The sequence below is a fragment of the Sphingopyxis sp. genome (assembly GCF_016793825.1).
Taxonomy (GTDB): Bacteria; Pseudomonadota; Alphaproteobacteria; order Sphingomonadales; family Sphingomonadaceae; genus Sphingopyxis.
This window is the reverse complement of sequence record NZ_JAEULM010000017.1, coordinates 71,352-96,980: the sequence shown is the minus strand read 5'-3', so window position 1 is coordinate 96,980 and position 25,629 is coordinate 71,352. Positions and strand designations below refer to the sequence as shown.

Below are 25,629 nucleotides of genomic sequence, written 5' to 3'. Positions count from 1 at the left end.
AGGTGCCGCTGACGATCGACGGGCTCAAGACCTGCAAGGCGCTGACCGGCGACGGCACGATGGTCAACGTCACGCTCTGCTTCTCGGCGGCGCAGGCGCTGCTCGCGGCGAAGGCGGGGGCGACCTTCGTCTCGCCCTTCGTCGGCCGCCACGACGACAATGGCTTCGACGGCATGCAGCTTATCGCCGACATCCGCCTGATCTATGACAATTATGCCTATGACACCGAAATCCTCGTCGCGAGCGTCCGCCACGGCATCCACGTCCTCGAAGCCGCCAAGATCGGCGCCGATGTCATGACCGCGCCCCCCTCCGTCATCAAGGGCCTGTTCAAGCATATCCTCACCGAAAAGGGCATCGAAGGCTTCCTCGCCGACTGGGCAAAAACCGGCCAGGCCATCTGATCCCCTCCGCTGTCATCCGTCACCCCGGCGAAGGCCGGGGTGTCACCGGAACGACGGCGGTTGGAAAACCATGGTTAGCAGTTGACGTAAACGTCAACCTGCCGCGATACTCTTGCCGAAAGGGAGAGATTCGCATGACCGACACCGCCGCCGTCCTCACCGAACGTCAGGGCCATATCCTGATCGTCACAATCAACCGGCCCGAGGCACGCAACGCCGTCAACGCGGACGTGCATGTCGGCATCGGCACCGCGCTTGAAGAGGCGGAGACGGATCCCGAAATCCGCGTCGTCATCGTCACCGGTGCAGGCGACAAGGCGTTCTGCGCAGGTGCCGATCTGGTCGCCCTTTCGCGCGGCGGGGCACTGGCCCCCGACGACAAGGCGCAGCAGGCGTGGGGCTTCGGCGGTTTCGCGGCGCACCCGATTTCAAAGCCGATCATCGGCGCGGTCAACGGCTTTGCCTTTGGCGGCGGCTGCGAACTTGCGCTGATGTGCGACATTGTCGTCGCCGCCGAAAATGCGCAGTTCGGCCTGCCCGAGGTCAAGGTCGGGCTGTTCGCGGCAGCGGGCGGTGCGTTCCGTATCGTCAAGCAATTGCCGCAGAAAGTCGCGATGGAACATCTGTTGACCGGCGACCCCTTCGATGCCGCGACCGCGCTGCGCTATGGTTTCGCCAACCGTGTCGTTCCGCTCGCCGACCTGATGCCGACCGCTCTCGCGCTGGCCGAGAAGATCGCCGGCAACGCGCCGCTGTCGGTACAGGCATCGAAGCGGGTGGCGCTGCGCATCATCGATGGCCAGATCGCCGGCGACGACGCGCATTGGGCCGACAACAGTCGTGAACGCAAGGTCCTGATGGCAAGCGAGGATGCGCGTGAGGGGCCCCTCGCCTTCGCCCAAAAGCGCAAGCCCGAGTGGAAAGCCCGCTAGGATGATGTCCGATCCCGAACGCATTCCCGTCATCATCGGCGTCGGTCAGGTCAATGACCGCCCCGACGATCCCGATCGGGGGCTCGATTCGCTCGGCCTGATGGTCGCAGCGCTCAAGGTCGCGGCCGATGACGCCGGCGTGCCGCTCGCCGACATCGACAGCCTCGCGATCGTCGACCAGATCAGCTTCCACCAGCTTGGCAAGCTCCCCGAACCGCTCGCCGCCGCGATCGGCGCGACGCCCGCGATCAATTACCAGTCGGCCGCTCCGCACGGCGACACGCCTGTGCGGCTGCTCAACGAAGCCGCGAACCGTATCGGTGCGGGCGAAGTCAAACTCGCGGCCGTCGTTGGTGCGGAGGCGCTGCGCACCGCCGCCGGCCGCGCCGCCAAGGCCGCAAGCGGCGAAGACAAGAGTTACAATGCGGTCCGGCAGGTCGCGACCCGGCGCGAGCCCAACTATGCCCAGAAGCATGGTCTGGCCGCGCCCGTCGACGTCTATCCGCTCTACGAAAACGCAACGCGCGCCGCGTGGGGCCAAAGCCTGGCCGCAGCGCAATCGGAAAGCGCCGAAATCTGGTCGCGCTTTTCCGAAGTGGCGACCGCGAACGACGGGGCATGGATTCGCAAGCCCGCGACGCCCGAAGACATCCTCCGCGTCGATGAACGCAACCGTCCGATCGCCTTTCCCTATTCGAAACTGATGGTCGCCAATTCGTCGGTGAACCAGGGCGCGGGCTTTCTTGTCGCCAGCCTTGCCGAAGCGCGCCGCCGCGGCATCGCCGAGGACCGGCTGATCTATGTCGGCATGGGCGCCGCGGCGAAGGAACCGGCCAGCATCCTCCGCCGCGACCGCTATGACGGCAGCGTCAGCATGGAAACGTCGATCACACGCACGCTCGCGCTCAATGACATGACGGTCGACGACTTCGACTGCGTCGAACTTTATAGCTGCTTCCCCTGTGTACCGAAGATGGCGCGGCGCATCCTCGGATGGCCCGCCGACAGGCCCGCGACGGTGTTCGGCGGCCTGACCTTTGGCGGCGGCCCGATCGCCAATTACATGAGCCACGCCGTCGTCTCTATGGTCGAAAAGCTGCGCGGCGAAGGCCGCTACGGTTTCCTCTTCGCCAACGGTGGCTTCGCGACCGACAATCATTGCATCGTGCTGGGCAATCGGCCAATCGCCGCCGCGAACTTTCCGCAGGATTTCGACTATCAGGTCGAAGCCGAACAGAAGCGCGGGGTCGTGCCCGAACTGGTCGAGGAATATGCGGGGCCGGCGACAATCGAAAGCTACACCGTATTTTACGGGCGCGACGGCACGCCGAAAGCCGGGGTCGTCGTGGCGCGCACGCCGGACGGACAGCGCACGCTCGCCCATGTCGATATCGGCGACGCCGCGATGCTGGCCTTCCTGACCGAGGGGACGGCGGAACCGGTGGGGACGAGCGGGCAAATCGTCGCGCTCGACGAAGGCTATGGGTGGCGAGCCAATTGACAAATCTCGTCATGGCGAGGGGCCGAAGGCGACGCGGCAATCTCCAGCTATCGACCTTGCGCAAGGCCGATAGCTGGAGATTGCTTCGCTTCGCTCGCAATGACGTTGTTGTCAGCTAAGATCGAAACTCACCCCCTGCGCGAGCGGCAGCGCATCCGAATAATTCACCGTATTGGTCGCGCGCCGCATATACTGCCGCCACGCATCCGAGCCACTTTCACGTCCGCCGCCGGTTTCCTTCTCGCCGCCGAACGCTCCGCCGATTTCCGCGCCGCTCGTGCCCAGATTGACGTTGGCGATACCGCAATCGCTCGCGATCAGGAAACGCTCGGCCTCGCGCATGTCGGTGGTGAAGATCGCCGACGACAGGCCGGCCGCGACGTCGTTGTGCAATTCGATCACGGCGTCGAGGTCATAATAGCGCATCACATACAGGATCGGCGCAAAGGTCTCCTCAAGCACGGGTCCGACCTGCCCCGGCATCTCGACGAGCGCGGGTCTCACGTAAAAACTCGCGCCGTCGCCGACGCGCTCGCCGCCATGCACCACACCACCGGCCGCCCGCGCCGCCGTCAGCGCCTCCTGCATCATCTCGAACGCCGCACGGTCGATCAGCGGTCCGACAAGCACATCGCCGTCGAGCGGGTTTCCGACACCCACGCTCGCATAGGCCGCCTTCAACTTCGCGACGAAGCCGTCATGAATGCTGTCGTGCAGGAACAATCGCCGCGTCGTCGTGCAACGCTGTCCCGCGGTCCCCATCGCCCCGAACGCCACGCCGCGCAGCGCAAGGTCGAGGTCGGCCGAGGGCGCGACGATCACGCCGTTGTTCCCGCCGAGTTCAAGGATCGCGCGCGCAAAACGCTGCGCAAGCCGCGGCGCGACCGATCGGCCCATCCGCGTCGAACCGGTCGCCGAAACAAGCGCGACGCGCGCGTCGTCGACCAGCGCCTCACCCGCTTCGCGCCCGCCGATCAGCACGTGCGACAGCCCCGCCGGCGCGTCGCCGAACCGCGCCGCCGCGCGCTCGAAGATCGCCTGCGTCGCAAGAGCGGTGAGCGGCGTCTTCTCCGACGGCTTCCAGACGACGCTGTTGCCGCAGACGATCGCAAGAGCGGCGTTCCACGCCCACACCGCGACCGGAAAATTGAACGCCGAAATCACCCCGACGACGCCCAGCGGATGCCAGACCTCCATCATCCGGTGCCCCGGCCGCTCGGTCGCGATGGTCAGGCCATAAAGCTGACGCGACAGCCCGACCGCGAAATCGCAGATATCGATCATTTCCTGCACTTCGCCCGCGCCTTCGGACGGGATCTTCCCGGCCTCGATCGTGACCAGCTTCGCCAGATCGTCCTTTGCCACACGCAGTTCCTCGCCAAGCAGCCGGATCAGTTCGCCGCGGCGCGGAGCTGGCACGGTGCGCCAGGCGCGAAAGGCGGCGGTGGCCTGCCCAAGCGCGGCATCGATATCGGCGGTATCGACGGTGCGGACCGCCGCGATCTGTTCGCCGGTCAATGGCGAGCGCGATGGCATCGACCCGCCAGTCCACGCCGCGCGGTCGACGCCCAGCTCATCGAGGATCCGGCCTGTCTCTTGGCCCAGTTCAATCATATTACGTCCCTTCACAGGCGCCCTCGCGCCTTGCAACTTGTGGCTGGCGGGTTATCGACTCCAGAGAGCAAAGCAAAGCCTATTGGGAGAGTCGCCGTGTCGTCCGAATTGCCCCCCTCCGAACCGCTCATCCCCGTTCCCGCCGACGCCGCCGCAAACACGCACTGCACTGCGGCCGACTATGACCGGCTCTATGCACAGAGCATCTCGGACCCCGATGCCTTCTGGGCCGAACAGGCAAAGCGCCTTGACTGGGTGACAGCGCCGACGAAGATCGCGGGCTGGTCGTTCGACCCGGTCGAAATCAAATGGTACGAGGACGGCGTCCTCAACCTCTGCCACAACGCCGTCGACCGCCACGTCGCCGCGGGCCATGGCAACCGCACCGCGATCATCTTCGAACCCGATGCTCCCGACGGCGAAACGCGCACGATCAGCTATGCCGCGCTCCTCGCCGACGTCATCCGCTTCGCGAACACGCTGAAGAAGATGGGCGTCCGGAAGGGCGACCGTGTCACCATCTATATGCCGATGATCCCCGAAGGCGCGGTGGCGATGCTCGCCTGCGCACGCATCGGCGCGGTCCACAGCGTCGTCTTTGGCGGCTTTTCGCCCGAGGCGATCCACGGCCGTATCGAGGATTGCGGCAGCGACTGGGTGATCTGCGCCGAAGAGGGGCTGCGCGGCGGCAAGGTCGTGCCGCTGAAGGCCAATGTCGACAAGGCGCTGGAGCGCGTCGACGTGAAGGCGGTGCTCGTGGTCGCGCACACGGGCGGCAACGTCGCGATGAAGGAAGGCCGCGATCATTGGTATGATGCAGTTTCGGCCGACGTGGGAAGCGACTGTCCGTGCGAACCGATGGGGGCCGAAGACCCGCTGTTCATCCTCTACACTTCCGGATCGACGGGCAAGCCGAAAGGTGTTGTCCACACCGTCGGCGGCTATTCGGTATGGGTCGCGTCGACCTTTTTCTATGGCTTCGACTATCGGCCGGGCGAAATCTTCTGGTGCAGCGCCGACATCGGCTGGGTCACCGGGCACAGCTATGTCGTCTATGGCCCCTTGCAGAACGGCGCGACGAGCCTGATGTTCGAAGGGGTACCCAACTACCCCGACCATGACCGCTTCTGGCAGGTGGTCGACAAGCACAAGGTCAACATCCTCTACACCGCGCCGACCGCCATCCGCGCGCTGATGCGCGAGGGCGACGACTATGTGACGCGCCACGACCTGTCGTCGCTCCGCCTGCTCGGCAGCGTCGGCGAGCCGATCAACCCCGAGGCATGGCGCTGGTATCGCCAGACCGTCGGCAAGGACCGCGTCCCCGTCATCGATACCTGGTGGCAGACCGAAACGGGCGGGATCATGATCACCACGCTTCCCGGCGCCCATGCGATGCAACCGGGCAGCGCCGGGCGCCCGTTCTTCGGGGTTCGTCCGCAACTCGTCGATGCCGAAGGCGCGGTGCTCGTCGACGAACAGACCGGCGGCGCGGCCGAAGGCAACCTCTGCATCACGCATAGCTGGCCCGGTCAGGCGCGCACCATCTATGGCGATCACGGCCGTTTCGCGGAAACCTATTTCTCGACCTACAAGGGCAAATATTTCACCGGCGACGGCTGCCGCCGCGACGGTGACGGCTATTGGCGGATCACCGGCCGCGTCGATGACGTTATCAACGTATCGGGGCACCGCATGGGCACCGCCGAGGTCGAAAGCGCGCTCGTCCTGCACGATCTTGTCGCCGAAGCCGCGGTCGTCGGCTTCCCGCACGACATCAAGGGTCAGGGCATCTACGCCTATGTCACGCTGAACGCCGGGGTTGAACCGAGCGACGAGGTCGCGGCCGCGCTGAAACAGCAGGTGCGCAAGGAAATCGGCCCGATCGCGACGCCCGACCATATTCACCTCACGCCCGGACTCCCCAAGACGCGCTCGGGCAAGATCATGCGCCGCATCCTGCGCAAGATTGCGGAAAACGACTTCGGATCGCTGGGCGACACCTCGACCCTCGCCGACCCGAGCCTCGTCGACGGACTGATCGAGGGGCGAAAGAACCGGTAAGCCTCAAAACGGAGAAACGTCGCTCCCGCGAAGGCCCCTGCCTTCGCCGGGCGCCGCGCGATCAGAAATGAAAGTCCGGCAATTCGGCCAGTGCGATCCCCAGCGCCTCGGCCCAGCCGTCGGCGACGCTTTCATAATAGGGATCGTTGCGTTCGAACCGGCGCTCGCGCACGCCGGAAAAATCGTCGCGTTCGTGCACCTTGAGGTCGATCGGCAGGTCGACGCCGGCGTTCGCACGGATCGTCGAATCGAACGAGACGCAGAGCAGCTTTACCGCGTCCTCGAACGACATCGCCGGATCATAGGAGCGCACGATGATCGGCCGGCCATATTTCGTCTCGCCGATCTGGAAGAAGGGATTGTCCTCGCCCGCCTCGATGAAATTGCCTTCGGGATAGATCAGGAACAGCCGCGGTTCGGAGCCTGCGATCTGCCCGCCGACGATCAGCGATGCGCGGAACAGCGATTCGGCGGCCGGACCCTCGTCATTGTGGCGCATCACGATCTGCCGCAGCGTTTCCCCGATGATCGTCGCCACCGCGAACATCGAGGGCGCCGCGAGGATAGAGGGATGGCGTTCCTCGGGCGCCTTGGTGCGCTCGTCGAGCAGGCTCACCACCGCCTGCGTCGTCGCCAAGTTGCCGGCCGACATCAGGGTGATCACACGCTCGCCCGGTACATGCCAGCTCCGCATCTTGCGGACCTGCGAGATGTCGTCGACGCCAGCGTTGGTGCGGGTGTCCGACATGAACACCAGCCCCTTGTTCAAACGCATGCCAACGCAATAAGTCATCGAATCCCGTTTCCCCGCCGCGGATATCCGTTCGCCCCGGCCCGCTTGTTGGTTCCGCTTATTGCTGGACCTGCAATTGGACAACCAGATTTTCTTGCGCTGCACCATAACGCATGCCGCGAACCGGGGCGGCGTCGTGGTAGTCGAGGCCGGTCGCGACGCGAATATAGCGCTGATCGGGCGAGTGGCCGTTGCTGACGTCGAAACCGATCCAGCCGATATGTTCGAAATGTGCCTCGGCCCAGGCGTGCGTCGCGTCCTGCTGCGTTCGGTCGTTCATCATCAGATAGCCAGAGACATAGCGCGCCGGATGGCCCAGGTGCCGCATCGCGGCGATGAAGATATGCGCATGGTCCTGGCACACCCCGCCCTCTCCCGCGAGCGCCTGTTCGGCGCTTGTCTCCGCCCGGGTCACGCCAATCCGATAGGGTAGCCGGTCGACGATCAGCGCCGACAGCGCATGCGCGCGTTCGATGTCCGATGCATAGTCGCGCCCCAACTGGGCCGTCAGCGCACGAACGCCGCGCGATGCGCGCGTCAGCGGTGTCGGCCGCAAAAAGGTCCACAGCGGCATCGCCCCGCGGTGCGCGCCGATCACGCCGTCCCATGTGACCAGTTCGACCTCGCCCGCACAGCGGATGACCAGTTCCTTCGCGCCGCCTTGCACCGCGATCAGGTCAACGCCGTTGCCGTGATGATCGGTATAGTGCAGTTGCCGTTCTCCGCCATCGACCTCGATAGACCAATCGTGGATCAACTGCTGCCCTGGCCGTTCCTTTGGCTCCAGCTTCAACTGCTGGAGGGCATAGGCGACCGGACTGTCATAGAGATAGCGGGTGGTATGTTCGACGCGAAGACGCATGCGATCCCCTATTCCACGAAGCGGTAATCGCGCTCGATCTGCTGCGCGAGCGCGGCATTGGCGCGAAGAAAATCGGTGATGAATTCGTGCAGGCCGCCGTCGAAGATCGACTGGATCGGGCGCGACAACCGGTCGCGGCAGATCGCGCCGCCCATCCGTACCGCCTCCGTCTCGTCGTCATAAGCGCGCCGGAGCAGGTCCAGATTGTCGGTCATCTGCTCGCAGCAAAAGGCAAGGCTGCGTGGCATCTGCTTGTACAGGATCAGGAATTCGGCGATCTTCAACGCGCTGATCTCTGTCCCGTAAAGCCAATGATAAGCACGGTGCGCCGATACGGATCGCAGGATCGTTTCCCACTGCACATTGTCGATCGAACTCCCGATATGGGCGACCGACGGCAGCAGCAGGTAATATTTGACGTCGAGGATGCGCGCCGTGTTGTCGGCGCGCTCCAGGAACGTGCCGATCCGCGCGAAATTATAGCCATCGTTGCGCAGCATCGTCCCCGAAAAGGCACCCGCCACTTGCGCGCTGTGCCGCCGGATTCCCGCAAGCACGTCGGGCAGGTCATCCTCGCGAACCTGTCGCTTCAGCAAGCCGCCAAGCGTCATCCAGCTCGTATTGACCGCCTCCCAGACCTCGCGCGTCAGATAGGTCCGCGCCGTGCGGGCGTTGTCGCGCGCCTGCTTGACGACCGACAGGATGCTCGACGGGTTCGCAGGGTCGCGCAGCAGGAAATCCACCACGCGCTGCGAGGTATAGTCTTCGCCGTGCGCCTGCCGAAAGGCATGGTCCTGTCCGGCGGTGACAAGCACCGATCGCCATTCGGATTGCGCGGTGCTGGAGCGCGTCAGCGCGATCCGGAAGCCGGCATCGATCAGGCGCGCATTATTCTCGCTGCGCTCGAGGTATCGCGCCATCCAGAAGAGGCTGCCTGCGGTCTTGCCTAGCATGAGGACATCCCCATCAATCCTCCAGCACCCAGGTATCTTTCGTCCCGCCGCCCTGACTCGAATTCACGACCAGCGAACCCTTGGTCATCGCGACCCGTGTCAACCCGCCGGGGGTGATCGTGATCCCCTGCGGCGACATCAGCACGAAAGGTCGCAAATCGACGTGGCGCGGTGCCAGTCCCGCCCTGGTGAAGATCGGCACGGTCGAAAGCGAAAGCGTCGGCTGCGCGATATACCCTCGCGGATTCGCTTCCAGCTTGGCGCGGAACGCCGCGATCTCCTTCTTGCTCGCGGCGGGACCGACGAGCATGCCATAGCCGCCCGACCCGTGAACCTCCTTCACCACCAGTTCGGGCAGGCGGTCGAGCACTTCCTTCAGATGTTCCGGTTCGCTGCAGCGCCAGGTCGGCACATTGGGCAGCAACGCCTTCTCGCCCGTGTAGAATTCGATGATGTCGGGCATATAGGAATAAAGGGCCTTGTCGTCGGCGATCCCCGTGCCCGGCGCGTTCGCGATGGTGATCCCGCCGGCGCGATAGACGTCCCAGATCCCCGGAACGCCCAGCATCGAATCCGGCCGGAAATTGAGCGGGTCGAGGAAGTCGTCATCGACCCGGCGGTACAGGACGTCGATCGGCGTATAGCCTTGCGTCGTCCGCATCGCGACCCGGCCGCCGACGACGCGCAGGTCATGCCCCTCGACCAGTTCCGCCCCCATCTGATCGGCGATGAAGCTATGTTCGAAATAGGCGCTGTTGTGGATGCCCGGTGTCAGCACCGCGACCGTGGGCGTTCCATTGCACTGCGGCGGCGCGCAGGCCGACAGCGACTTCAGGAGATTGAGCGGATAGTCGCCGACTTCGCGCACCGATATCTTCGCGAACAGCTCAGGAAACATCTGGAGCATCGTCTCGCGGTTTTCGAGCATGTACGACACGCCCGACGGCGTGCGTGCATTATCCTCGAGGACATAGAATTCATTGGCAGCGGTGCGGACGATGTCGATACCGCTGATATGCGTATAGACCCCGCCGGGCGGATCCATGCCCATCATCATCGGCAGGAAAGCCTCGTTGCGCGCAATCAGTTCGGTCGGCACTCGGCCAGCGCGCAGGATTTCCTGCCGGTGATAAATGTCGTGGAGGAAAGCGTTGAGCGCGCGCACGCGCTGTTCGATGCCGCGCGACAGCCGCCGCCACTCGCTCGCCGAAATGATGCGCGGGACGACGTCAAAGGGGATCAGCCGTTCGTCGGCCTCGTCCTCGCCATAAACGTTGAAGGTGATGCCGGTGGTGCGAAAAAAGGCTTCGGCCTGCTGTGCCTTGCGCTGGATGCGTGCCGCGTCCTCGCGTTCGAACCAGTCATGATAGTCGCGATAGGGCGAACGGACTTCGCTGTCTTGCCCGATCATTTCATCGAAAAAGGAAATGCCCCAGCCCTTTCCACGCAACATGCCACCGGTCCTGCCGCGCTCACCGTACGGGAATGCGCGGCCCCATAGTTCCTGCCTGCTGCGTCGCTTGTCTGGCTACGCGGCCGCCAAGCTTATGAGTTGGATGCTAGCACTGCCGCGCGGGAAGGCAAGAGCGCAGAAAGCCCTTAAAAACCAAAAAGAAGACGGATGGCCACAAACCCGACAAGCAGCGCGGTGAGCCGCCGGATGAGCGTCGCGGGTCCGGTCTTCACCGCGAGCTGCGTCCCGATCGCCCCGCCGATCAGCACCGCGATCAGCAATGGCCAATGCCCCGCCACCGCCGCGATCATCTCGCCGCCCTTGCCCTTAATGAGCTGGCCGGTCAGTCCGAACAGACTGTTGACGAGGATGAACAGGCTTGCGGTTGCGGCGACGGCCCGGGCTTCCGCCCAGCGGATAAGGTGGAGGATCGGGGCGAGAAAGATACCGCCGCCGATGCCCACGACGCCCGCGAGATAGCCGAGCCCGGCCGCGATCGGCAGCAACAGCGTCGGCGACAGGTTGACCGGCTTCGCCGTCTGCGGCTGGAACATCAACGCCAGCGCAGAGGCGAGCAGCGACAGACCAAGCAGGATGACGAGCACGCCCTGCTTGACCGGCGTCAGCCCGCCAAGGAAAGCCAGCGGCGCCGCGACCAGGATCAGTGGCAGCGCCTTCGCCCAGGGCATCACGCCCGCGCGGGCAAAGCGGATCGTGCCGCCGGTGACGACGATGACGTTGCACGCAAGGCTGATCGCGGGAACCAGTCCCACCGCGACGCCGCCCAGAAGCAGCAGCGCAGTATAGGTCGACCCGCCGCCAAAACCGACCGCAGCGTACAGCAGCGCGGTCAATCCGAAGAGGGCGGCAAGGCTGGTCATGATTATCCCCTATCCCGTCATCCCGGCAAAGGCCGGAGTCTCGACCTTGCCCCCTAAGCGCCCGCGAGATCCCGGCCTGCGCCGGAATGACGATTAGGATAAGGACCGGCAGCCGTCAAAGCTGGCCGTGGCAATGCTTGTACTTGCTTCCCGACCCGCACGGACACGGCGCGTTGCGGCTGATCTCGAGTGCCGCATAGGGATTCTCGCCCTCCGGCAGATCGGGGCGCGGCGACTGCATCGGCGGCAGCGTATTCGCGATCACGCCCAAGCCGCCGGCATCGATGTCGCCGCTGTTGTCCTCGCCGGTGAACGGGTCGATGTGCGTCGTCAGGAAATCGGGCAGGTCGGGAAGCGGCATCGCTTCCGGCTCCTGGAACTGGAAATCGATCCGCGCGACGGTGCGCGTCACATCCTCGCGGATGTTCGACAGCATGCGCTCGAACAACGCGAAGGCTTCCTGCTTATATTCGTTGATCGGCTGCTTCTGCGCATAGGCGCGCAGGAACACGACCTGGCGCAGCGCGTCGAGGGTCGAAAGATGCTCCTTCCAGTGATGGTCGAGCGTCTGGAGCAGGATCGATTTTTCCACCCCGCGCCAGCTTTCGGTGTCGACCTGCGCAGCCTTCCCGGCCGCGGCGGCATCCGCCATTTCCTGAATGCGTTCCTCGAAGATTTCGGGATCGACCGCATCTTCGTTCATCCAGTCGTCGATCGGCGGCGCAAGGTCGAGGATGTTCGCGACCCGCTCCTTCATCTGCTCGATATTCCACTGTTCGGGATAGCTGCCCGGCGGGCACGCATCGGCGACGATCGCATTCACCGTCTCGGCGCGCATAGCCAGCATCACCTCGTCGACGGTTTCGCTATCGATGATCTCGCCGCGCTGTTCATAGATGACCTTGCGCTGGTCGTTCATGACGTTGTCATATTCGACGACCTGCTTGCGGATGTCGTAGTTGCGCGCCTCGACCTTCTTCTGCGCGGTCTCGATCGCCTTCGACAGCCACTTGGACCCGATCGCCTCGCCGTCTTCCAGATTCTTGTTCATCATCTTGGAAAACAGCGTGTCGGGACCGAAAATGCGCAGCAGGTCGTCGTCGAGACACAGATAGAATTTCGACAGGCCGGGGTCGCCCTGGCGCCCCGAACGACCGCGTAGCTGATTGTCGATGCGGCGACTTTCGTGACGCTCGGTCGCCAGCACGAACAGCCCGCCCGCGGCGCGCACGGCTTCGCGTTCGGCGGCGACTTCGGCGTTGATGCGCGCGATGCCGGCATCGCGTTCGGGGCCTTCGGGCAGATCCTTCAACTCGTCGTCGATGCGGAACTCTTCGTTACCGCCAAGTTTGATGTCGGTACCGCGGCCCGCCATGTTCGTCGCGATGGTGACGGCGCCGGTGCGGCCCGCCTGCGCGACGATATGCGCTTCGCTTTCATGGAAGCGGGCATTGAGGACGCTGTGCGCGACCTTTTCCTTTTCGAGGAACGACGACAGCAACTCCGACTTCTCGATCGACACGGTGCCGACAAGCACCGGCTGACCGCGCTCCTGCGCTTCGCGGATGGTGCGCGCGATCGCGCCGAACTTGTCGGTGATATTCTTGTAGAATTCGTCCTCGTCATCCTTGCGCGCGATCGGGCGGTTGGTCGGGATGGTGACGCAGTTCATCTTGTAGATGTCGAAGAATTCGGCCGCTTCGGTCGCCGCCGTGCCGGTCATTCCCGAAAGCTTGGGATACATGCGGAAATAATTCTGGAAGGTGATCGACGCCAGCGTCTGGTTCTCGGGCTCGATCTGCACGCCTTCCTTGGCCTCGACCGCCTGGTGCAGGCCGTCGGACCAGCGGCGGCCATCCATCATGCGGCCAGTGAATTCGTCGATGATGACGACCTTGCCGTCCTTCACGATATAATCGATGTCCAGCTTGAACATCACGATCGCCTTCAGCGCCTGATTGACGTGGTGGACGATCTGGGTGTTCTCGATGTCGTACAGGTTGCTGCCCTGCAGCAGGCCGGCGGCTTCGAGCAATCGCTCGACATGCTCGGTGCCTTCTTCGGTCAGGCTGATCGACTTGGTCTTTTCGTCCTTCTCATAATCGTCCTCGACGAGCTGGTTCACGACCTCGTTGACTCGGATGTAGAGTTCCGACTTGTCATCGGTGGGCCCCGAAATGATCAGCGGCGTCCGCGCTTCGTCGATCAGGATCGAATCGACTTCATCGACGATGCCGAAATTGAACTCACGGTGGACCATCTGCTGGCGGTCGAATTTCATATTATCGCGCAGATAGTCGAAGCCCAGCTCGTTGTTCGTCGCATAGGTGATGTCGCTGTTATAAGCTTCGCGCCGCTGCGTTTCATTGAGGTTCGGGACGATGACCCCGGTCGACAGACCGAGGAAGCTGTACACCGCGCTCATCCATTCGGCGTCGCGCGTCGCCAGATAGTCGTTCACCGTCACGACGTGGACGCCCTTGCCTTCCAGCGCGTTCAGGTAGCAGGGCAGCGTCGCCATCAACGTCTTGCCTTCGCCCGTCGCCATTTCGGCGATCTCGCCGCGGTGAAGGACGATGCCGCCGATCATCTGGACGTCGAAATGGCGCATCCCCAGCGTGCGCTTCGACACTTCGCGCACGGTCGCAAAAGCCTCGGGAAGAATATCATCCAGCGTCTCGCCGGCCTCGAGCCGGCCGCGCAGTTTCGGCGTCTGCGCCTTCAGCTCGTCGTCGCTCAAAGCTTCAAGCTCGGGCTCGAAGGCGTTGATCTTGGCGACAACCTTGCGCATCGAGGTGACATAACGGTCGTTGGACGAGCCGAAGAGGCTCTTGGCAATGCTGCCGAACATAGCTGGGTTCCTTGGATTTTCGATAAGGTGGGGCGGCGGACGCACCGCGCGGAAGATATGAAAAAGGCCCCCGCACGCGCGGGAGCCGGGCCCCAAAGGGCGTCAGCGCTCGACGCTATTCGAGCGCGCGGTCGCTGCCGGTGAGGAGGCCGGGAAGGTGCGGCGGGCCCGCCTTGCGCGGCTTGCCGCTGCCGCCGCTGGTCGTGCGCCGGGTCGGTGTCGTGGCAGTGGGACGGCGGTCGTTGTCGGCTGCCTCGACCTTGCCCGCGCTTTCGGCGAGCAGGACGAGCGACCCCATTGCCGCCGGAACGGCAGGCGCGGCAACAGCCCGGTCGGCTGTCGCCAGACCGGTCAGCAGCGCCAAAAGGGTCAGAAATAACCGCAAGAATCGCCCCTAATACACATCCGGAGTACAGATTATTGCGCCCCGTTCCCTGAACATAGGGTGAAAGTGCCGCCTCGTCCAGAGGTTGCTCATTTGGCGGGCGCGGCCGGCGCCGATACGTCGTCCTCGACCTTCACTTCGGTCCGGAAGGTGACGCGCTTGGTGACTGGCTGCCCGTTCGCGTCGGTGAAGGGGATATAACGCAGCTTGCCACCGATCGTGTCGCAGGGATTTGGCATCTGCGCCCCGACGCCCGCGTTCTTGTACCGACAATCCTGCACCCGCCCGTCGGTACCGATCCGTACCGTCGCCTCGAGCATGCCCGCCTCGCTCATCGGGAATTCGCGGATCGCCGGGTCCGGGTGCGGCGCTGCGCCATCGGCGCGCGGCAACACCCAGTTGAAGGTCGCGGGGACGACCGATTTCACGGGTTTGCCGGTGCTGTCGAGCGCCGGATCGAATTTGCCGCTCGCGCGCATCAAGGCGCAGGCGGCAGCATCGAGTTCCTTGACCATGCTGGTATTGATCACCGCGCAGTCGGTCACCTTGCCAAGCGGATCGACGGTCAGCGTCATGACGACGTCGCCCTCCTGCCGCGCCGCCAGCGGCCCGGCCGGATAATACGCGGCGGCATCGAGCGTCACCATCTCCGGGTCGGGCACGGGTCCGCGCGGCCAGACCGGGCGATTGGTATCGAGCTGGAAACCCGACCGGGCCAATTGCTCCAGATAATTGTCGGGTATCTGCCACCGAATGCGGTTGCTGTATGTGCCGCCGATGCGGACGCCGTTGGCATCGCGCCGGGTCTGGAACCGCGCCCGCTCCATGATGAGGCGGCAAGTTGCGGTATCCAGAACCTCCGACCCGCTCGACGCGACGACTTCGCACCGTCGCGGCAGGCCGTCCGGACCGATCGTCAGCCGGAACCCCGTTGTCCCTTCAAGGCTGTCGCGAAGCGCCGCGGGCGGGTAATCGGCAGTCGTGACCCAGCTGCCCGGATTGGTGACCGGCTTTATCGGCTCGTCAGCATGCGGCACGGGCGGCGGCTGCACCGTCCCGGACGCCATCAGCAGCATCAGCATCGCAATCGTCATTTCCGCTCCCTATCCAAGCGCCGGATTCAGTTCCTTCACCTCGAGCAGGAAGGTTTTCGGCTTCTTGAAATAGCTGCTCTTCCGGTTGACCTTCAGCCCGACGACCTCGGCCAGCTCCATCACGAAATGAACGCAGTTCGCCTTGTTCAGGCTATAGCTCGGTTGCTTGCGATCCTGCCACTCGCGAACCTTCGCGATCAGCCGCGCATAGGTCGCATCGTCGACGACGACGCTGAACTGGCGGTCGCTTTTCGCAATATAGTCGGGCTGCGACGTCTGGACATAGCCCTTCACCGAACCGAGAAGGATCGCGGGGCTGACGTTTTTCGCCGTGAAGCCGAAATTATTGTCGATCGCCTGCCCGCTGCCGTCGAGCTTGCCCTTCACCACGATGAAAGCATGCGGAAAACGGTCGCCGAAATCGTGGCTGTAAAAGCTGACGGTGACCGCCGCGCGCGCGGGAAGCCCGGCGCCGAGGCAACAGATCAGCAGGGCGAGGAACCACAAGCGCAGGCGAAACATCGGCGCCCTGATAGCCATGCGCGCGGGCGCTTGCCAAGCCGCGATTGCCGCTTGACGTTTACGTCAGCCTGCCCTCTTCTCCACTGACAAGAATGTCAGGGAGAGAGCGGGTGGCACGGAAGGCGATTTTCATTACCGGCGGCGGGTCGGGCATCGGCCGCGCGACAGCACGCCACTTCGCGGCGCAGGGCTGGTTCGTTGGTCTCGCCGACGTCAACGCTCAGGGCATCGACGAAACCGCCGCACTGCTGCCCGAGGGTGCATCCTCGCGCCATGTGATGGACGTGCGCGACCGCGACCAGTGGAAGGCGGCACTCGACGCCTTTGCTCTCGCGAGCGGCGGACGGCTCGACGTGCTCTTCAACAACGCCGGCATCGGAACCGGCGGCCAATATGTCGATATGCCGCCCGAGGAAGCCGATCGCATCATCGCGATCAACTTCGGCGGCGTGGTCAACGGGATTTACTCGGGGTTGCCGCTGCTTCGCGCCACGCCGGGATCGACGATCCTCAACACCGGCTCGGCCTCGGGTTTCTACGGCGTCGCGGGACTGGCGGTCTATTCGGCGACCAAGTTCGCCGTCCGCGGCCTGACGGAAGCGCTTGAAATCGAATTTGCCAAATATGGCATCAAGGTCCGCTCGCTGATGCCGGGCTTTATCGACACGCCCCTGCTCGACCAGGTCAGTGCCGACAGCAATGAACCCGCCCGCAATCGCCTGTCGGCCAGCGGGTTCGAGATCGTGCCGGTCGAGCGTGTCGGCGAGGCGGCGTGGGAGGCGGTCCATGGGGCGAAGGTCCACGTCACCGTGGGCAAGATGGCGAAACGCCTGTCCCGCCTCGCGCGCTTCTTTCCGGGGCTGATCGCAAAGCAGTCGAAAAAGATCGACGGATTGGGCACCGCAGGACACTGATCTGGGCTCCACCCTGCAGGAGGGCGGAGGATCAGCTTCACTTCTTCGCCGGCCCGCAGGTCACGCTGCCGCTGCCCATGTTTCGCACCGTACAGATCGGGCGGCCCAGCACCACGGTCTTGCCGATACCGCGCGTCGTGACCGCCGCGCTCTTGATCGCGTTGAAAAGATGATCGCCGGCGCCTTCGCTGTCGCTGGTCAGCTCGTCGATCGCCAGCTTGCCGGCATCGACCACGCCGGCGCCCGACAGCGTCAACTGGCCCTGCTTCGCCGTGCCGCCCAGCGTCATCGTCCCGTTGCCGATCATCGCGACCGCGAGCCTGTCGGCGTTCACCTGACCGACGACCAGCTTGCCCGGACCGCGCAGCCCGATCGCGACACGCGCGCCCTTCAATTTGTCGATCTGTAGCGATCCCGCGCCGACCAGCGTCGCCGATTGCAGGTTGGCCGCATTGACGCGGATCGTCACCCCGCCCGGCGCAGTCGAGCGATTCTCGTCGCCCGCATATTTCTTTTCGCTGATCACCAGCCGCCCGTCGCGCGTTTCGAGGACAAGCCGGTCGAGCGCACCCTGCGGTCCGCTCGCGATCGCGCTCACCGGCGCGCGCGCCATCACTTCGACATCGACGTCGGCGGTGACTTCGATCGCCTCGAAGCTGGAAAGACCGAACCGCTTCTCGGCCGCCGATGCGGGACCGGCGGCGAGCAAGGCGACGGCCGCAAGCGCGGCAAGACGGAGAGTGCTGGTCATGGTGCCGCCTTAGCCGCTTCGCCGCGGCGGCACCATAGCCGCATCATTTGCAGTTCGCGGTGCCCGAACCCATCGCCTTGGTGGTGCATTTGCCGCCGCCGCTGATCGTGGCGTCGCCCGACCCCATGATGCTGATATCGGCGGCACCGGTCGCCTGCCCGTCGACATCGCCCGATCCCGTGATCGACACGTCGAGCGTGTCGGCAATCAGGCCGTCGGCATCGATATTGCCCGAACCGGTGATGTTGTAATCGCCGGTCCCGATCGTCCCTGCCCCGATCTCTATGTCGCCCGATCCCGAAACCGTCAGCTCGGCGCTCTTGCCCGTAAGCTTCGCTACCTTGAGGTCGCCCGATCCGGTGACGACCGCCTCGACCGCATCGCCATCGACCGTGTCGGCATCGATGGAGCCCGATCCGGTGAGCCGCAGCGTGCTGAGCTTCGGCAGGGTGATCTCGATCTGCAATCCCTTGCTGTCATGGTGGTTGAAGCTGAAGCCCGACCGTTTGCGTCCGATCGACAGCACGTCGCCGTCGAGCTTGATCTCCAGTTCGTCGATTTCGCCCTTCGGTCCCTTCGCGGTGATCGAAAAGGCGTCGCCCTGGCGAATGGTCACATCGTCCGGCCCCGCGACCTTGACGCCGGTGAACCCCTTGAGGTCAAAGCTCTGCGTCGTCGTCGGGCCGGCCTCCACGGTCCGCTTGCCGTCGCTCGTCACTTCGGCGCTGCAGGCGGTAACGGTCAGTGCGAGTGCCAGCGGCAAAGCCGCCATCGTCCAGTTGCGCATGTCGAATCTCCTTCGTGTGTTACACACATAACACACATGCGCACTGCCTGTCCACCCCGCCCTGCCATCTTGTCGCCACCTTCGCACGCCAGAGCGCGCGATCACCACTGGAAAGCAGGAAGATGAGCGTAGCCTTTCGCCGCGAGAGCGACGACGAGCATATGGAGCCGGCGTTCGAATGGCCGATCCCCGTCGGCCCGAACCGCGTGACGCCGCGCGGAGCACGCCTGCTCGGCGAGGAGGTCGTTCGCCTTGAAGCCGCTGTCGCCATGGAAACCGACGAGGACGCGCGCAAGAAGCTGCAGCGCCGCCTCCGCTATGCCGGCACCCGCCACGCAACGGCGGAGGTGCAAGCCGCGCCCGAAGCGGGCATCGTCGGTATCGGCAGCCATGTACGCTACCGGATGGACGGAACCGAACGCGCGATCACGATCGTCGGGCACGACGAAGCCGATCCGGCCGCCGGCCTGATCGCCTTTACCGCGCCGCTCGGCCGCGCACTGATGGGTGCCGAGACGGGCGAGTTCGTCGAATTTCAGGGCCGCGAGGATGCCATCGAAATCCTTGCCGCGACGGCCGATCGGGAGGTCATGGCATGAAGGACAAGTTCGAACGGCACAAGCAGCCATGGACGGCGGCCGAAATCGACAAGCTGCACACGCTGGCGAAAAAGGGCATGGCGCTGAAGGCGATCGCCAAGGCACTGACGCGAAGCGAGGAATCGGTGAAAGTCCGCGCCAAGGCCGACGGCCTTTCGATTGCAAAGCTGCACTGACCGTCGATGACTGCTGGCGATTATGATGCCATCGTGCTGGGCGCCGGCGCGGCCGGGCTGATGTGCGCTGCGGTCGCGGGCGGACGCGGTCGGCGCGTGCTGCTGCTCGACCATGCCGACCAGGTGGGCAAGAAAATCCTGATCTCGGGCGGCGGACGCTGCAACTTCACCAATGTGAACACCGCGCCCGACCGCTTCCTCTCGGCCAACCCGCATTTCGCGAAATCGGCGCTGGCGCGCTACACGCCCGCCGACTTCATCGCGCTGGTGAAGGCCTATGGCATCGCGTACCATGAAAAGACGCTGGGCCAGCTTTTCTGCGACGGCTCGGCGCGGCAGATCGTCACGATGCTGATCGACGAAGCGGCAAGGGGCGGCGTCGATATCCGCACCGGCCAGCCGGTGGGGCAAGTGACCCACGCCGACGGCAAATTCGCCGTGCAATTCGGCAACGCACGCTTCTCCGCCGCCAGCCTCGTCATCGCGACGGGCGGCCCCTCGATCCCGAAAATGGGGGCGACGGGTTTCGCCTATGACCTGGCGCGTCAGTTCGGATTGAAAGTCGTCGAACCGCGCCCCGCGCTGGTTCCGTTGACGCTCGGCGGCGACGATGTCCTGTTCCGCGAACTGTCGGGCATCGCCGCCCCGGTCGAGGCGCGCGCGGGCAAGGCGGCGTTCCGCGAGGCTGCACTGTTCACGCACCGTGGCCTGTCCGGTCCGGCGATCCTGCAGGTCAGCAGCTATTGGCGTCACGGCGATCCGGTGACGATCGATTTCCTTCCCGATGCCCCCGCGGGCTGGCTGCTCGATGCCAAGCGGGCAAAGCCGCGCGCAACGCTCGCGTCGGTGCTGACGCTGCCCGACCGCTTGGCGCAGACATTGTCCGACAGGCTCGCGCTCTCCGGCGAACTTGCGGCGCAGACCGACCGCAAGCTCGCCGACGCCGAGGCGCGGCTCAGGCGCTGGCCCTTCCACCCGAACGGGACCGAAGGCTTCGCGAAAGCCGAAGTCACGGTGGGCGGGATTTCGACCGCGAACCTGTCCTCGCAAACAATGATGGCCAAAACCGTCCCGAACCTCTATGCGGTCGGCGAAGCCGTGGACGTCACCGGGTGGCTGGGCGGTTATAATTTTCAATGGGCATGGGCCAGCGGACACGCGGCGGGCCAGGCCCTTTAGGAAAAGCCTTAAAAACCATCGTCATGCCGGACCCGATCCGGCATCCACGCGCCATTGCTGAACCTTGGGCGATGGACCCCGGATCAAGTCCGGGGTGACGAACAGAGAATCGGCCGCGCACGGCCGCACAGGACAAGAAGAACAAAATGCCTTTCGATCATCTTTCGCCCGTCCTTTCGGACGCCCTTACCGCGCGCGGCTACGAAGCGCTCACCCCCGTCCAGTCCGCCGTCGTCGAAGCCGAAGCCAAGGGCCGCGACCTCCTCGTCTCGGCGCAGACCGGATCGGGCAAGACCGTCGCCTTCGGCCTCGCCATGGCCGACGAACTGATCGAGGACGGCCGCCTGCCCTTCGCGACTTCCCCGCTCGCCCTGATCGTCGCGCCGACCCGCGAACTCGCGCTGCAGGTCAGCCGCGAACTGGGCTGGCTCTATGCCAAGGCCGGCGCGCGCATCGCGACCTGCATCGGCGGCATGGACGCCAGCAAGGAGCGCCGCGCGTTGAACCAGGGCGTGCAGATCGTCGTCGGCACCCCGGGGCGTCTTCGCGACCATCTCGAACGCGGCGCGCTCGACCTTGCCGCGCTGCGCGTCGCGGTGCTCGACGAGGCCGACGAGATGCTCGACATGGGCTTTCGCGACGACCTCGAGGAAATTCTCGACGGCACGCCCGAAACGCGGCGGACGCTGTTGTTTTCGGCAACGATCCCGAAGCCGATCGTCCAGCTTGCCAAGCGCTACCAGCGCGACGCCCTGCGCATCTCGACCGTCGGGGAAGACCGCGGCCATGGCGACATCGCCTACCAGGCCGTCACCGTCGCGCCGGCCGATATCGAAGGTGCGGTGATCAACCTGCTGCGCCTTCACGAGGCAGAGACGGCGATGCTGTTCTGCGCGACGCGCGACAATGTCCGCCGCCTTCACGCCAGCCTCGTCGAACGCGGCTTCGCCGCGGTCGCGCTGTCGGGCGAGCATAGCCAGAATGAGCGCAATCAGGCGTTGCAGGCTCTGCGCGACCGCCGCGCCCGCGTCTGCGTCGCGACCGACGTCGCCGCGCGCGGCATTGACCTGCCGACGCTCAGCCTCGTGATCCATGTCGAAATCCCGCGCGATGCGGAGGCGCTCCAGCACCGGTCGGGCCGCACCGGCCGGGCGGGCAAAAAGGGGACAGCGGTCCTCATCGTCCCCTATCCGCGCCGCCGCCGCGTCGATGGCATGCTGCGCGGCGCGCGGATCAATGCGGAGTGGATGGACGCCCCGACCGCCGCCGACGTGCGGGCGCGCGATCAGGAACGGTTGATCGAGAAACTGCTCGCACCGGTAGAGCATGAACCCGAAGATCTGGAACTCGCGCAGCGCCTGATGGCAGAGCGCTCGGCCGAAGATATCGCGGCGTCGCTTGTGCGGGCACACCGCGCGCTGATGCCACCGCCCGAGGACCTGCTCGACAACAGCCCGCGCGGCCGCGAGCGGCCCGAACGGGACGATCGCTTTGAACGTCAGACTGGCGACCGGGGCGAACGCGGCAGTGCCGACCGCCGCGAAGGGTTCGAGGACAGCGTCTGGTTCCGTCTCAATATCGGTCGCCACCAGAACGCCGACCCGCGCTGGATCCTGCCGCTGCTCTGCCGTCGCGGGCATGTGACGAAGGGGGAGATCGGCGCGATCCGCATCGGTCCGCGGGAAACCATGTTCAACATTCCGCGCGCGATCGCCGATCGCTTTGCCGAGGCGGTCATGCGCAGCGCGAACGCCGATGGCGAGGATGACAGCGGCGTCGCAATCACCCCCGCCCCTGACGGCCCGACCTATCCCCCGCGCCGCGATAAGGGCGGATACAGCAAGGGCGGACACGACAAGAGCGGGCACAAGGGCGCATCGCGCGCGACGCCCAGCCGCGCACCGGGTGGCGACCGGGGTTTCGGCGATCGTGCGGGCCCGCGCGGCCCTGCCAGCAAGACCGATCGTTACAAACCCAAACCATACGGCCAGCGCAGCCCACGCCGACCGAAATAATGCCGCCGCGCCTCTCGCACGAACGGCGTTGAACGCCGTGCCCTTGCGCCCGGCGGTCCGGTTCACCAGATGGACCGGACAGCAGGAGTGAGGCATATGCGGGCGATCGAGGCGTTCATCGAAAGACAGGGTGGGCCAGATGTCATCGACTGGCGCGAGGTGACGCTCGGCGCGCCCGGTCCGGGCCAGTTGCTCGTGCGGCAGACTGCGGTTGGCCTCAACTATATCGACATCTATCACCGCGACGGCACCTATCCGATCGACCTTCCCGGCGGCCTCGGGATCGAAGCCGCGGGTGAAGTGATTGCAGTCGGCGCGGACGTCCACGGCTTCCAGCCCGGCGACCGCGTCGCGACCTTCGGCCCCCAGCGCAACGCCTATGCCAGCGCGCGCCTCGTTTCGGCTGCGTCGCTGTTCAAGCTTCCCGCCGCGATCGACGACGAAACGGCGGCCGCCGCGCTGCTCAAGGCGGCGACAGTCGAAATGCTGGTCGAACGCTGCGCAAAGGTCGAGGCCGGATGGCCGGTGCTCGTCCATGCCGCCGCGGGTGGCGTCGGGCTGATCCTTGTCCAGTGGCTGAAGGCGATCGGCGCCACGGTGATCGGGACCGTCAGCACCGAGGCGAAGGAACAGGCTGCGCGCGACGCCGGCGCCGACCATGTCATCCGCTACAGGGAGGCCGACGTCGCCGCGCATGTCCGCGAGATTACCGACGGTCAGGGCGTACCCGTGACGTTCGACGGGATCGGCATGACCACCTGGGCAACCTCGCTCAAGGCCACGGCGCGCCGGGGCCTGATCGTCAGCTACGGCAACGCCGGCGGACCCGTGTCAGGCGTCAATCTGGGCGTGCTGGCGCAGCATGGATCGCAGTTCGTGACCCGGCCGACCCTGTTCGACTATTATCTCGCCCCGGCTGAGCGCGCGGCGGGGGCCGAGCGATTGTTCGCCATGATCGAAAGCGGCGGCGTGAAGATCACCGTCGGCCAGCGCTACTCGCTGGAAGATGCCGCGCGCGCGCACGCCGACCTCGCGGCCGGGCGCACGACGGGGTCGAGCCTGCTCATTCCCGAACACGCATAGCTCCCCTCCCACCTGCGGGAGGGAGGAGGTCACGCCTTCAACCGCTCGGCATGCCAGGCGACATGTCCGGCCATGAAGGTGGAGATGAAATAATAGCTGTGGTCGTACCCCGGCTGCATGCGGATTTCGGCCTTCTGCCCAGCGCGCTCGCACGCCTCCCGCAACAGGTGCGTCTTGAGCTGTTCGTCCAGAAAGTTGTCGGCATCGCCCTGATCGACAAGCAGGTCGGGCACGCGCGACCCCTGATCGAGCAGGGCGCAGGCGTCATAGGCGTGCCAATCCTCCCGGTCGGGGCCCAGATAATTGCCGAGCGCCTTTTCGCCCCACGGGCATTGTGACGGCGCGACGATGGGGGAAAAGGCCGATACCGAACGGAACCGGTCCGGGTTGCGGAGCCCGATCGTCAGCGCGCCGTGGCCGCCCATCGAATGGCCGGTAATCGCCTGCCGCGACAGGTCGGCGCTCGCGAAATTGCGCAGCACCAGCGAGGGCAGTTCATCCTCGACATAACTGCGCATCCGATAATTCTTCGCCCACGGATCGACCGTCGCATCGACATAGAATCCCGCGCCCAGACCGAAATCATAGGCTGCGTCGGGATCGTCGGGGACGCCCTCCCCGCGCGGGCTGGTATCGGGCGCGATGAAGATCACGCCATGTTCGGCGCAGGCCGCCCGATATTCGCCCTTTTCCATCACATTGGCGTGCGTGCAGGTCAGTCCCGACAGATACCAGAGGACGGGCAGCTTCGTCCCCGGCGCATGGTCGGGGACGAAAACCGCAAAGGTCATGTGGGTGCCGGTGGTCGTGCTGGCATGCTTGTACACGCCCTGCGTGCCGCCGTGGCTGCGGTTCGTGGACAGGGTTTCGAAGGTCATGGCATGTCCTGCATGGGGATGGGCGCGACAAGGGGGCGATGCCCCCAATGACGCAACAGATCGAGGATCGCCGCGCCCGAAAGCCCGAGCGTTGCGGTGTTGCGAAGCGGATGGACGTTCACGGTGTCGGCGGCTGCCAGCGCCTCGTCGACCACCACCGCTATGCTGCCCGGTGGCGCGTTGATCGCCGCGAGCGGTGTCACCGAACCCGGCACGATACCAAGCAGCCGCTGCATGTCCTCGGCCTTGCCAAAGCTCACGCGCTTGCTGCCGATGGCGGCGGGCAACGCTTTCAGGTCGACGCGCGCGTCGGACGGCACCGTCACCAGCCAAAAGGCGCCGCCATTGTCCTTGAGGAACAGGTTCTTGGTATGCGCGCCGGGGATCGCCGCGTTGACGGCATCGCTCTCGGCGACTGTGAAGACGGCAACATGCTCATATGCGGCGAAGGGGATCGCAAGCACGCCAAGATCGGCAAGCAATCCCTCTTCGCCACGCATGTTCGTGCCTTATGCGACGCGATGCAGCGCGCAGAGCTTGTTGCCCGACGGATCGCGCAGATAGGCAAGGTAAAGCTGCCCGAACCCGCCTTCGCGAACGCCCGGCGGATCTTCGATCGAGGTGCCGCCCGCTTCGACGCCCGCCGCGTGCCAGGCATTCGCCTGCTCGGGATTTTCCATGGCAAAGCCGATCGTGCAGCCATTGCCGGCGGTCGCCGGCTGGCCATCGATCGGCGCCGTCACCAGAAACAGCCCGCCGTTGTGCATATAGATCAGGCGGCCCTTGTCGTCCTGGATCCCCGGCTTGCCGCCGATGGCCTGGAACGTCGCATCATAGAATTTCTTCGATGCGTCGATGTCGTTCGACCCGACCATATTGTGACTGTACATCGCCTTTTGCTCCTCTGGTTTTGGTTGCGAATCGCTACCTATACTCTT

General features: G+C 65.0%; 25 protein-coding genes. 10 read left to right on the top strand and 15 right to left on the bottom strand.

The window, feature by feature from the left end; translation table 11 throughout:
- From JNM03_RS04195 to JNM03_RS04185, 3 genes are all read left to right on the top strand, one after another.
- A partial coding sequence (locus JNM03_RS04195) for a transaldolase family protein (RefSeq protein WP_294034642.1) occupies positions 1-404 on the top strand: 404 nt, incomplete at its 5' end.
- A gap of 134 nt (positions 405-538) precedes the next feature.
- Positions 539-1,336, top strand: a complete 798-nt coding sequence (locus JNM03_RS04190; RefSeq protein ID WP_294034640.1) for an enoyl-CoA hydratase-related protein — start codon at positions 539-541, stop codon at positions 1,334-1,336.
- A gap of 4 nt (positions 1,337-1,340) precedes the next feature.
- The gene (locus JNM03_RS04185) at positions 1,341-2,837 is read left to right on the top strand and encodes an acetyl-CoA acetyltransferase (protein WP_294034650.1); all 1,497 of its coding nucleotides are present in this window, start codon (positions 1,341-1,343) and stop codon (positions 2,835-2,837) included.
- 111 nt (positions 2,838-2,948) lie between these two features.
- On the opposite strand, the gene JNM03_RS04180 is transcribed toward JNM03_RS04185, so the two are convergent.
- Entirely contained in the window at positions 2,949-4,451 is a 1,503-nt protein-coding gene (locus JNM03_RS04180; RefSeq protein ID WP_294034638.1) for an aldehyde dehydrogenase family protein, read from the bottom strand.
- Positions 4,452-4,580: 129 nt separating this feature from the next.
- Here JNM03_RS04180 and acs point away from each other — a divergent pair, with 129 nt between their 5' ends.
- Positions 4,581-6,515: an acetate--CoA ligase gene (acs, locus tag JNM03_RS04175; RefSeq protein ID WP_294034648.1), complete on the top strand. Its 1,935-nt coding sequence runs from the start codon at positions 4,581-4,583 to the stop codon at positions 6,513-6,515.
- Between the two features lie 61 nt (positions 6,516-6,576).
- On the opposite strand, the gene JNM03_RS04170 is transcribed toward acs, so the two are convergent.
- The 9 genes from JNM03_RS04170 to JNM03_RS04130 form a co-directional block, all read right to left on the bottom strand.
- Positions 6,577-7,308 carry a peptidase gene (locus JNM03_RS04170; RefSeq protein ID WP_294034636.1) on the bottom strand — a complete coding sequence of 244 codons (732 nt, stop codon included), beginning with the start codon at positions 7,306-7,308 and terminating at the stop codon, positions 6,577-6,579.
- 58 nt (positions 7,309-7,366) lie between these two features.
- Positions 7,367-8,170, bottom strand: a complete 804-nt coding sequence (locus JNM03_RS04165; protein WP_294034634.1) for a transglutaminase family protein — start codon at positions 8,168-8,170, stop codon at positions 7,367-7,369.
- Positions 8,171-8,178: 8 nt separating this feature from the next.
- On the bottom strand, positions 8,179-9,123 hold the full coding sequence (locus JNM03_RS04160; protein WP_294034633.1) for an alpha-E domain-containing protein: 945 nt from the start codon (positions 9,121-9,123) through the stop codon (positions 8,179-8,181).
- Positions 9,124-9,136: 13 nt separating this feature from the next.
- Complete coding sequence (locus JNM03_RS04155; RefSeq protein ID WP_294034631.1) at positions 9,137-10,576, bottom strand: circularly permuted type 2 ATP-grasp protein; 1,440 nt, start codon at positions 10,574-10,576, stop codon at positions 9,137-9,139.
- 146 nt (positions 10,577-10,722) lie between these two features.
- Positions 10,723-11,457, bottom strand: a complete 735-nt coding sequence (locus JNM03_RS04150) for a sulfite exporter TauE/SafE family protein (protein ID WP_294034629.1) — start codon at positions 11,455-11,457, stop codon at positions 10,723-10,725.
- A gap of 115 nt (positions 11,458-11,572) precedes the next feature.
- Positions 11,573-14,308, bottom strand: coding sequence for a preprotein translocase subunit SecA (gene secA / locus JNM03_RS04145; RefSeq protein WP_294034628.1), 2,736 nt, complete (start codon positions 14,306-14,308; stop codon positions 11,573-11,575).
- A 115-nt stretch (positions 14,309-14,423) separates the two neighbouring features.
- A complete protein-coding gene (locus JNM03_RS04140; protein ID WP_294034627.1) occupies positions 14,424-14,693 on the bottom strand; it encodes a hypothetical protein in 270 nt (89 codons plus the stop codon).
- An 89-nt stretch (positions 14,694-14,782) separates the two neighbouring features.
- Complete coding sequence (locus tag JNM03_RS04135) at positions 14,783-15,787, bottom strand: energy transducer TonB (RefSeq protein ID WP_294034625.1); 1,005 nt, start codon at positions 15,785-15,787, stop codon at positions 14,783-14,785.
- A gap of 9 nt (positions 15,788-15,796) precedes the next feature.
- Positions 15,797-16,327, bottom strand: coding sequence for a hypothetical protein (locus JNM03_RS04130; protein WP_294034624.1), 531 nt, complete (start codon positions 16,325-16,327; stop codon positions 15,797-15,799).
- 92 nt (positions 16,328-16,419) lie between these two features.
- Here JNM03_RS04130 and JNM03_RS04125 point away from each other — a divergent pair, with 92 nt between their 5' ends.
- Entirely contained in the window at positions 16,420-17,223 is an 804-nt protein-coding gene (locus JNM03_RS04125; protein WP_294034622.1) for an SDR family oxidoreductase, read from the top strand.
- Positions 17,224-17,260: 37 nt separating this feature from the next.
- Here the strand turns inward: JNM03_RS04125 and JNM03_RS04120 are convergent, their stop codons facing one another.
- Positions 17,261-17,974 carry a head GIN domain-containing protein gene (locus JNM03_RS04120; protein ID WP_294034620.1) on the bottom strand — a complete coding sequence of 238 codons (714 nt, stop codon included), beginning with the start codon at positions 17,972-17,974 and terminating at the stop codon, positions 17,261-17,263.
- 43 nt (positions 17,975-18,017) lie between these two features.
- Complete coding sequence (locus tag JNM03_RS04115; protein WP_294034618.1) at positions 18,018-18,761, bottom strand: head GIN domain-containing protein; 744 nt, start codon at positions 18,759-18,761, stop codon at positions 18,018-18,020.
- A 122-nt stretch (positions 18,762-18,883) separates the two neighbouring features.
- Here JNM03_RS04115 and JNM03_RS04110 point away from each other — a divergent pair, with 122 nt between their 5' ends.
- From JNM03_RS04110 to JNM03_RS04090, 5 genes are all read left to right on the top strand, one after another.
- Positions 18,884-19,360, top strand: a complete 477-nt coding sequence (locus tag JNM03_RS04110) for a GreA/GreB family elongation factor (protein WP_294034616.1) — start codon at positions 18,884-18,886, stop codon at positions 19,358-19,360.
- A complete protein-coding gene (locus tag JNM03_RS04105; protein WP_054724496.1) occupies positions 19,357-19,536 on the top strand; it encodes a hypothetical protein in 180 nt (59 codons plus the stop codon). The genes JNM03_RS04110 and JNM03_RS04105 overlap by 4 nt, the downstream gene beginning before the upstream one ends.
- Positions 19,537-19,542: 6 nt before the next feature.
- Positions 19,543-20,715 carry an NAD(P)/FAD-dependent oxidoreductase gene (locus JNM03_RS04100; RefSeq protein WP_294034610.1) on the top strand — a complete coding sequence of 391 codons (1,173 nt, stop codon included), beginning with the start codon at positions 19,543-19,545 and terminating at the stop codon, positions 20,713-20,715.
- A 146-nt stretch (positions 20,716-20,861) separates the two neighbouring features.
- A complete protein-coding gene (locus tag JNM03_RS04095) occupies positions 20,862-22,730 on the top strand; it encodes a DEAD/DEAH box helicase (RefSeq protein ID WP_294034608.1) in 1,869 nt (622 codons plus the stop codon).
- Between the two features lie 96 nt (positions 22,731-22,826).
- Entirely contained in the window at positions 22,827-23,813 is a 987-nt protein-coding gene (locus tag JNM03_RS04090) for a quinone oxidoreductase (RefSeq protein ID WP_294034606.1), read from the top strand.
- Positions 23,814-23,842: 29 nt separating this feature from the next.
- On the opposite strand, the gene fghA is transcribed toward JNM03_RS04090, so the two are convergent.
- The 3 genes from fghA to JNM03_RS04075 are packed head-to-tail and all read right to left on the bottom strand — an operon-like array spanning position 23,843 to position 25,581.
- The gene (gene fghA / locus JNM03_RS04085; RefSeq protein ID WP_294034604.1) at positions 23,843-24,691 is read right to left on the bottom strand and encodes an S-formylglutathione hydrolase; all 849 of its coding nucleotides are present in this window, start codon (positions 24,689-24,691) and stop codon (positions 23,843-23,845) included.
- The gene (locus JNM03_RS04080; protein WP_294034602.1) at positions 24,688-25,191 is read right to left on the bottom strand and encodes a prolyl-tRNA synthetase associated domain-containing protein; all 504 of its coding nucleotides are present in this window, start codon (positions 25,189-25,191) and stop codon (positions 24,688-24,690) included. Before JNM03_RS04080 ends, fghA begins: the two co-directional genes overlap by 4 nt.
- A 9-nt stretch (positions 25,192-25,200) precedes the next feature.
- On the bottom strand, positions 25,201-25,581 hold the full coding sequence (locus JNM03_RS04075) for a VOC family protein (protein WP_294034601.1): 381 nt from the start codon (positions 25,579-25,581) through the stop codon (positions 25,201-25,203).
- Positions 25,582-25,629: the final 48 nt, after the last annotated feature.

Bases quoted from the DNA above. Each gene is read 5' to 3' on its own strand.
- JNM03_RS04100 (WP_294034610.1), top strand. From the start codon at position 19,543: ATGACTGCTGGCGATTATGATGCCATCGTGCTGGGCGCCGGCGCGGCC.
- JNM03_RS04130 (WP_294034624.1), bottom strand. From the start codon at position 16,327: ATGGCTATCAGGGCGCCGATGTTTCGCCTGCGCTTGTGGTTCCTCGCC.
- JNM03_RS04155 (WP_294034631.1), bottom strand. From the start codon at position 10,576: ATGTTGCGTGGAAAGGGCTGGGGCATTTCCTTTTTCGATGAAATGATC.
- JNM03_RS04115 (WP_294034618.1), bottom strand. From the start codon at position 18,761: ATGCGCAACTGGACGATGGCGGCTTTGCCGCTGGCACTCGCACTGACC.
- JNM03_RS04120 (WP_294034620.1), bottom strand. From the start codon at position 17,974: ATGACCAGCACTCTCCGTCTTGCCGCGCTTGCGGCCGTCGCCTTGCTC.
- JNM03_RS04095 (WP_294034608.1), top strand. From the start codon at position 20,862: ATGCCTTTCGATCATCTTTCGCCCGTCCTTTCGGACGCCCTTACCGCG.
- JNM03_RS04090 (WP_294034606.1), top strand. From the start codon at position 22,827: ATGCGGGCGATCGAGGCGTTCATCGAAAGACAGGGTGGGCCAGATGTC.
- JNM03_RS04110 (WP_294034616.1), top strand. From the start codon at position 18,884: ATGAGCGTAGCCTTTCGCCGCGAGAGCGACGACGAGCATATGGAGCCG.
- JNM03_RS04180 (WP_294034638.1), bottom strand. From the start codon at position 4,451: ATGATTGAACTGGGCCAAGAGACAGGCCGGATCCTCGATGAGCTGGGC.
- JNM03_RS04190 (WP_294034640.1), top strand. From the start codon at position 539: ATGACCGACACCGCCGCCGTCCTCACCGAACGTCAGGGCCATATCCTG.
- JNM03_RS04075 (WP_294034601.1), bottom strand. From the start codon at position 25,581: ATGTACAGTCACAATATGGTCGGGTCGAACGACATCGACGCATCGAAG.
- JNM03_RS04080 (WP_294034602.1), bottom strand. From the start codon at position 25,191: ATGCGTGGCGAAGAGGGATTGCTTGCCGATCTTGGCGTGCTTGCGATC.
- JNM03_RS04150 (WP_294034629.1), bottom strand. From the start codon at position 11,457: ATGACCAGCCTTGCCGCCCTCTTCGGATTGACCGCGCTGCTGTACGCT.
- JNM03_RS04105 (WP_054724496.1), top strand. From the start codon at position 19,357: ATGAAGGACAAGTTCGAACGGCACAAGCAGCCATGGACGGCGGCCGAA.
- JNM03_RS04165 (WP_294034634.1), bottom strand. From the start codon at position 8,170: ATGCGTCTTCGCGTCGAACATACCACCCGCTATCTCTATGACAGTCCG.
- JNM03_RS04185 (WP_294034650.1), top strand. From the start codon at position 1,341: ATGTCCGATCCCGAACGCATTCCCGTCATCATCGGCGTCGGTCAGGTC.
- secA (WP_294034628.1), bottom strand. From the start codon at position 14,308: ATGTTCGGCAGCATTGCCAAGAGCCTCTTCGGCTCGTCCAACGACCGT.
- JNM03_RS04135 (WP_294034625.1), bottom strand. From the start codon at position 15,787: ATGACGATTGCGATGCTGATGCTGCTGATGGCGTCCGGGACGGTGCAG.
- JNM03_RS04170 (WP_294034636.1), bottom strand. From the start codon at position 7,308: ATGACTTATTGCGTTGGCATGCGTTTGAACAAGGGGCTGGTGTTCATG.
- JNM03_RS04160 (WP_294034633.1), bottom strand. From the start codon at position 9,123: ATGCTAGGCAAGACCGCAGGCAGCCTCTTCTGGATGGCGCGATACCTC.
- fghA (WP_294034604.1), bottom strand. From the start codon at position 24,691: ATGACCTTCGAAACCCTGTCCACGAACCGCAGCCACGGCGGCACGCAG.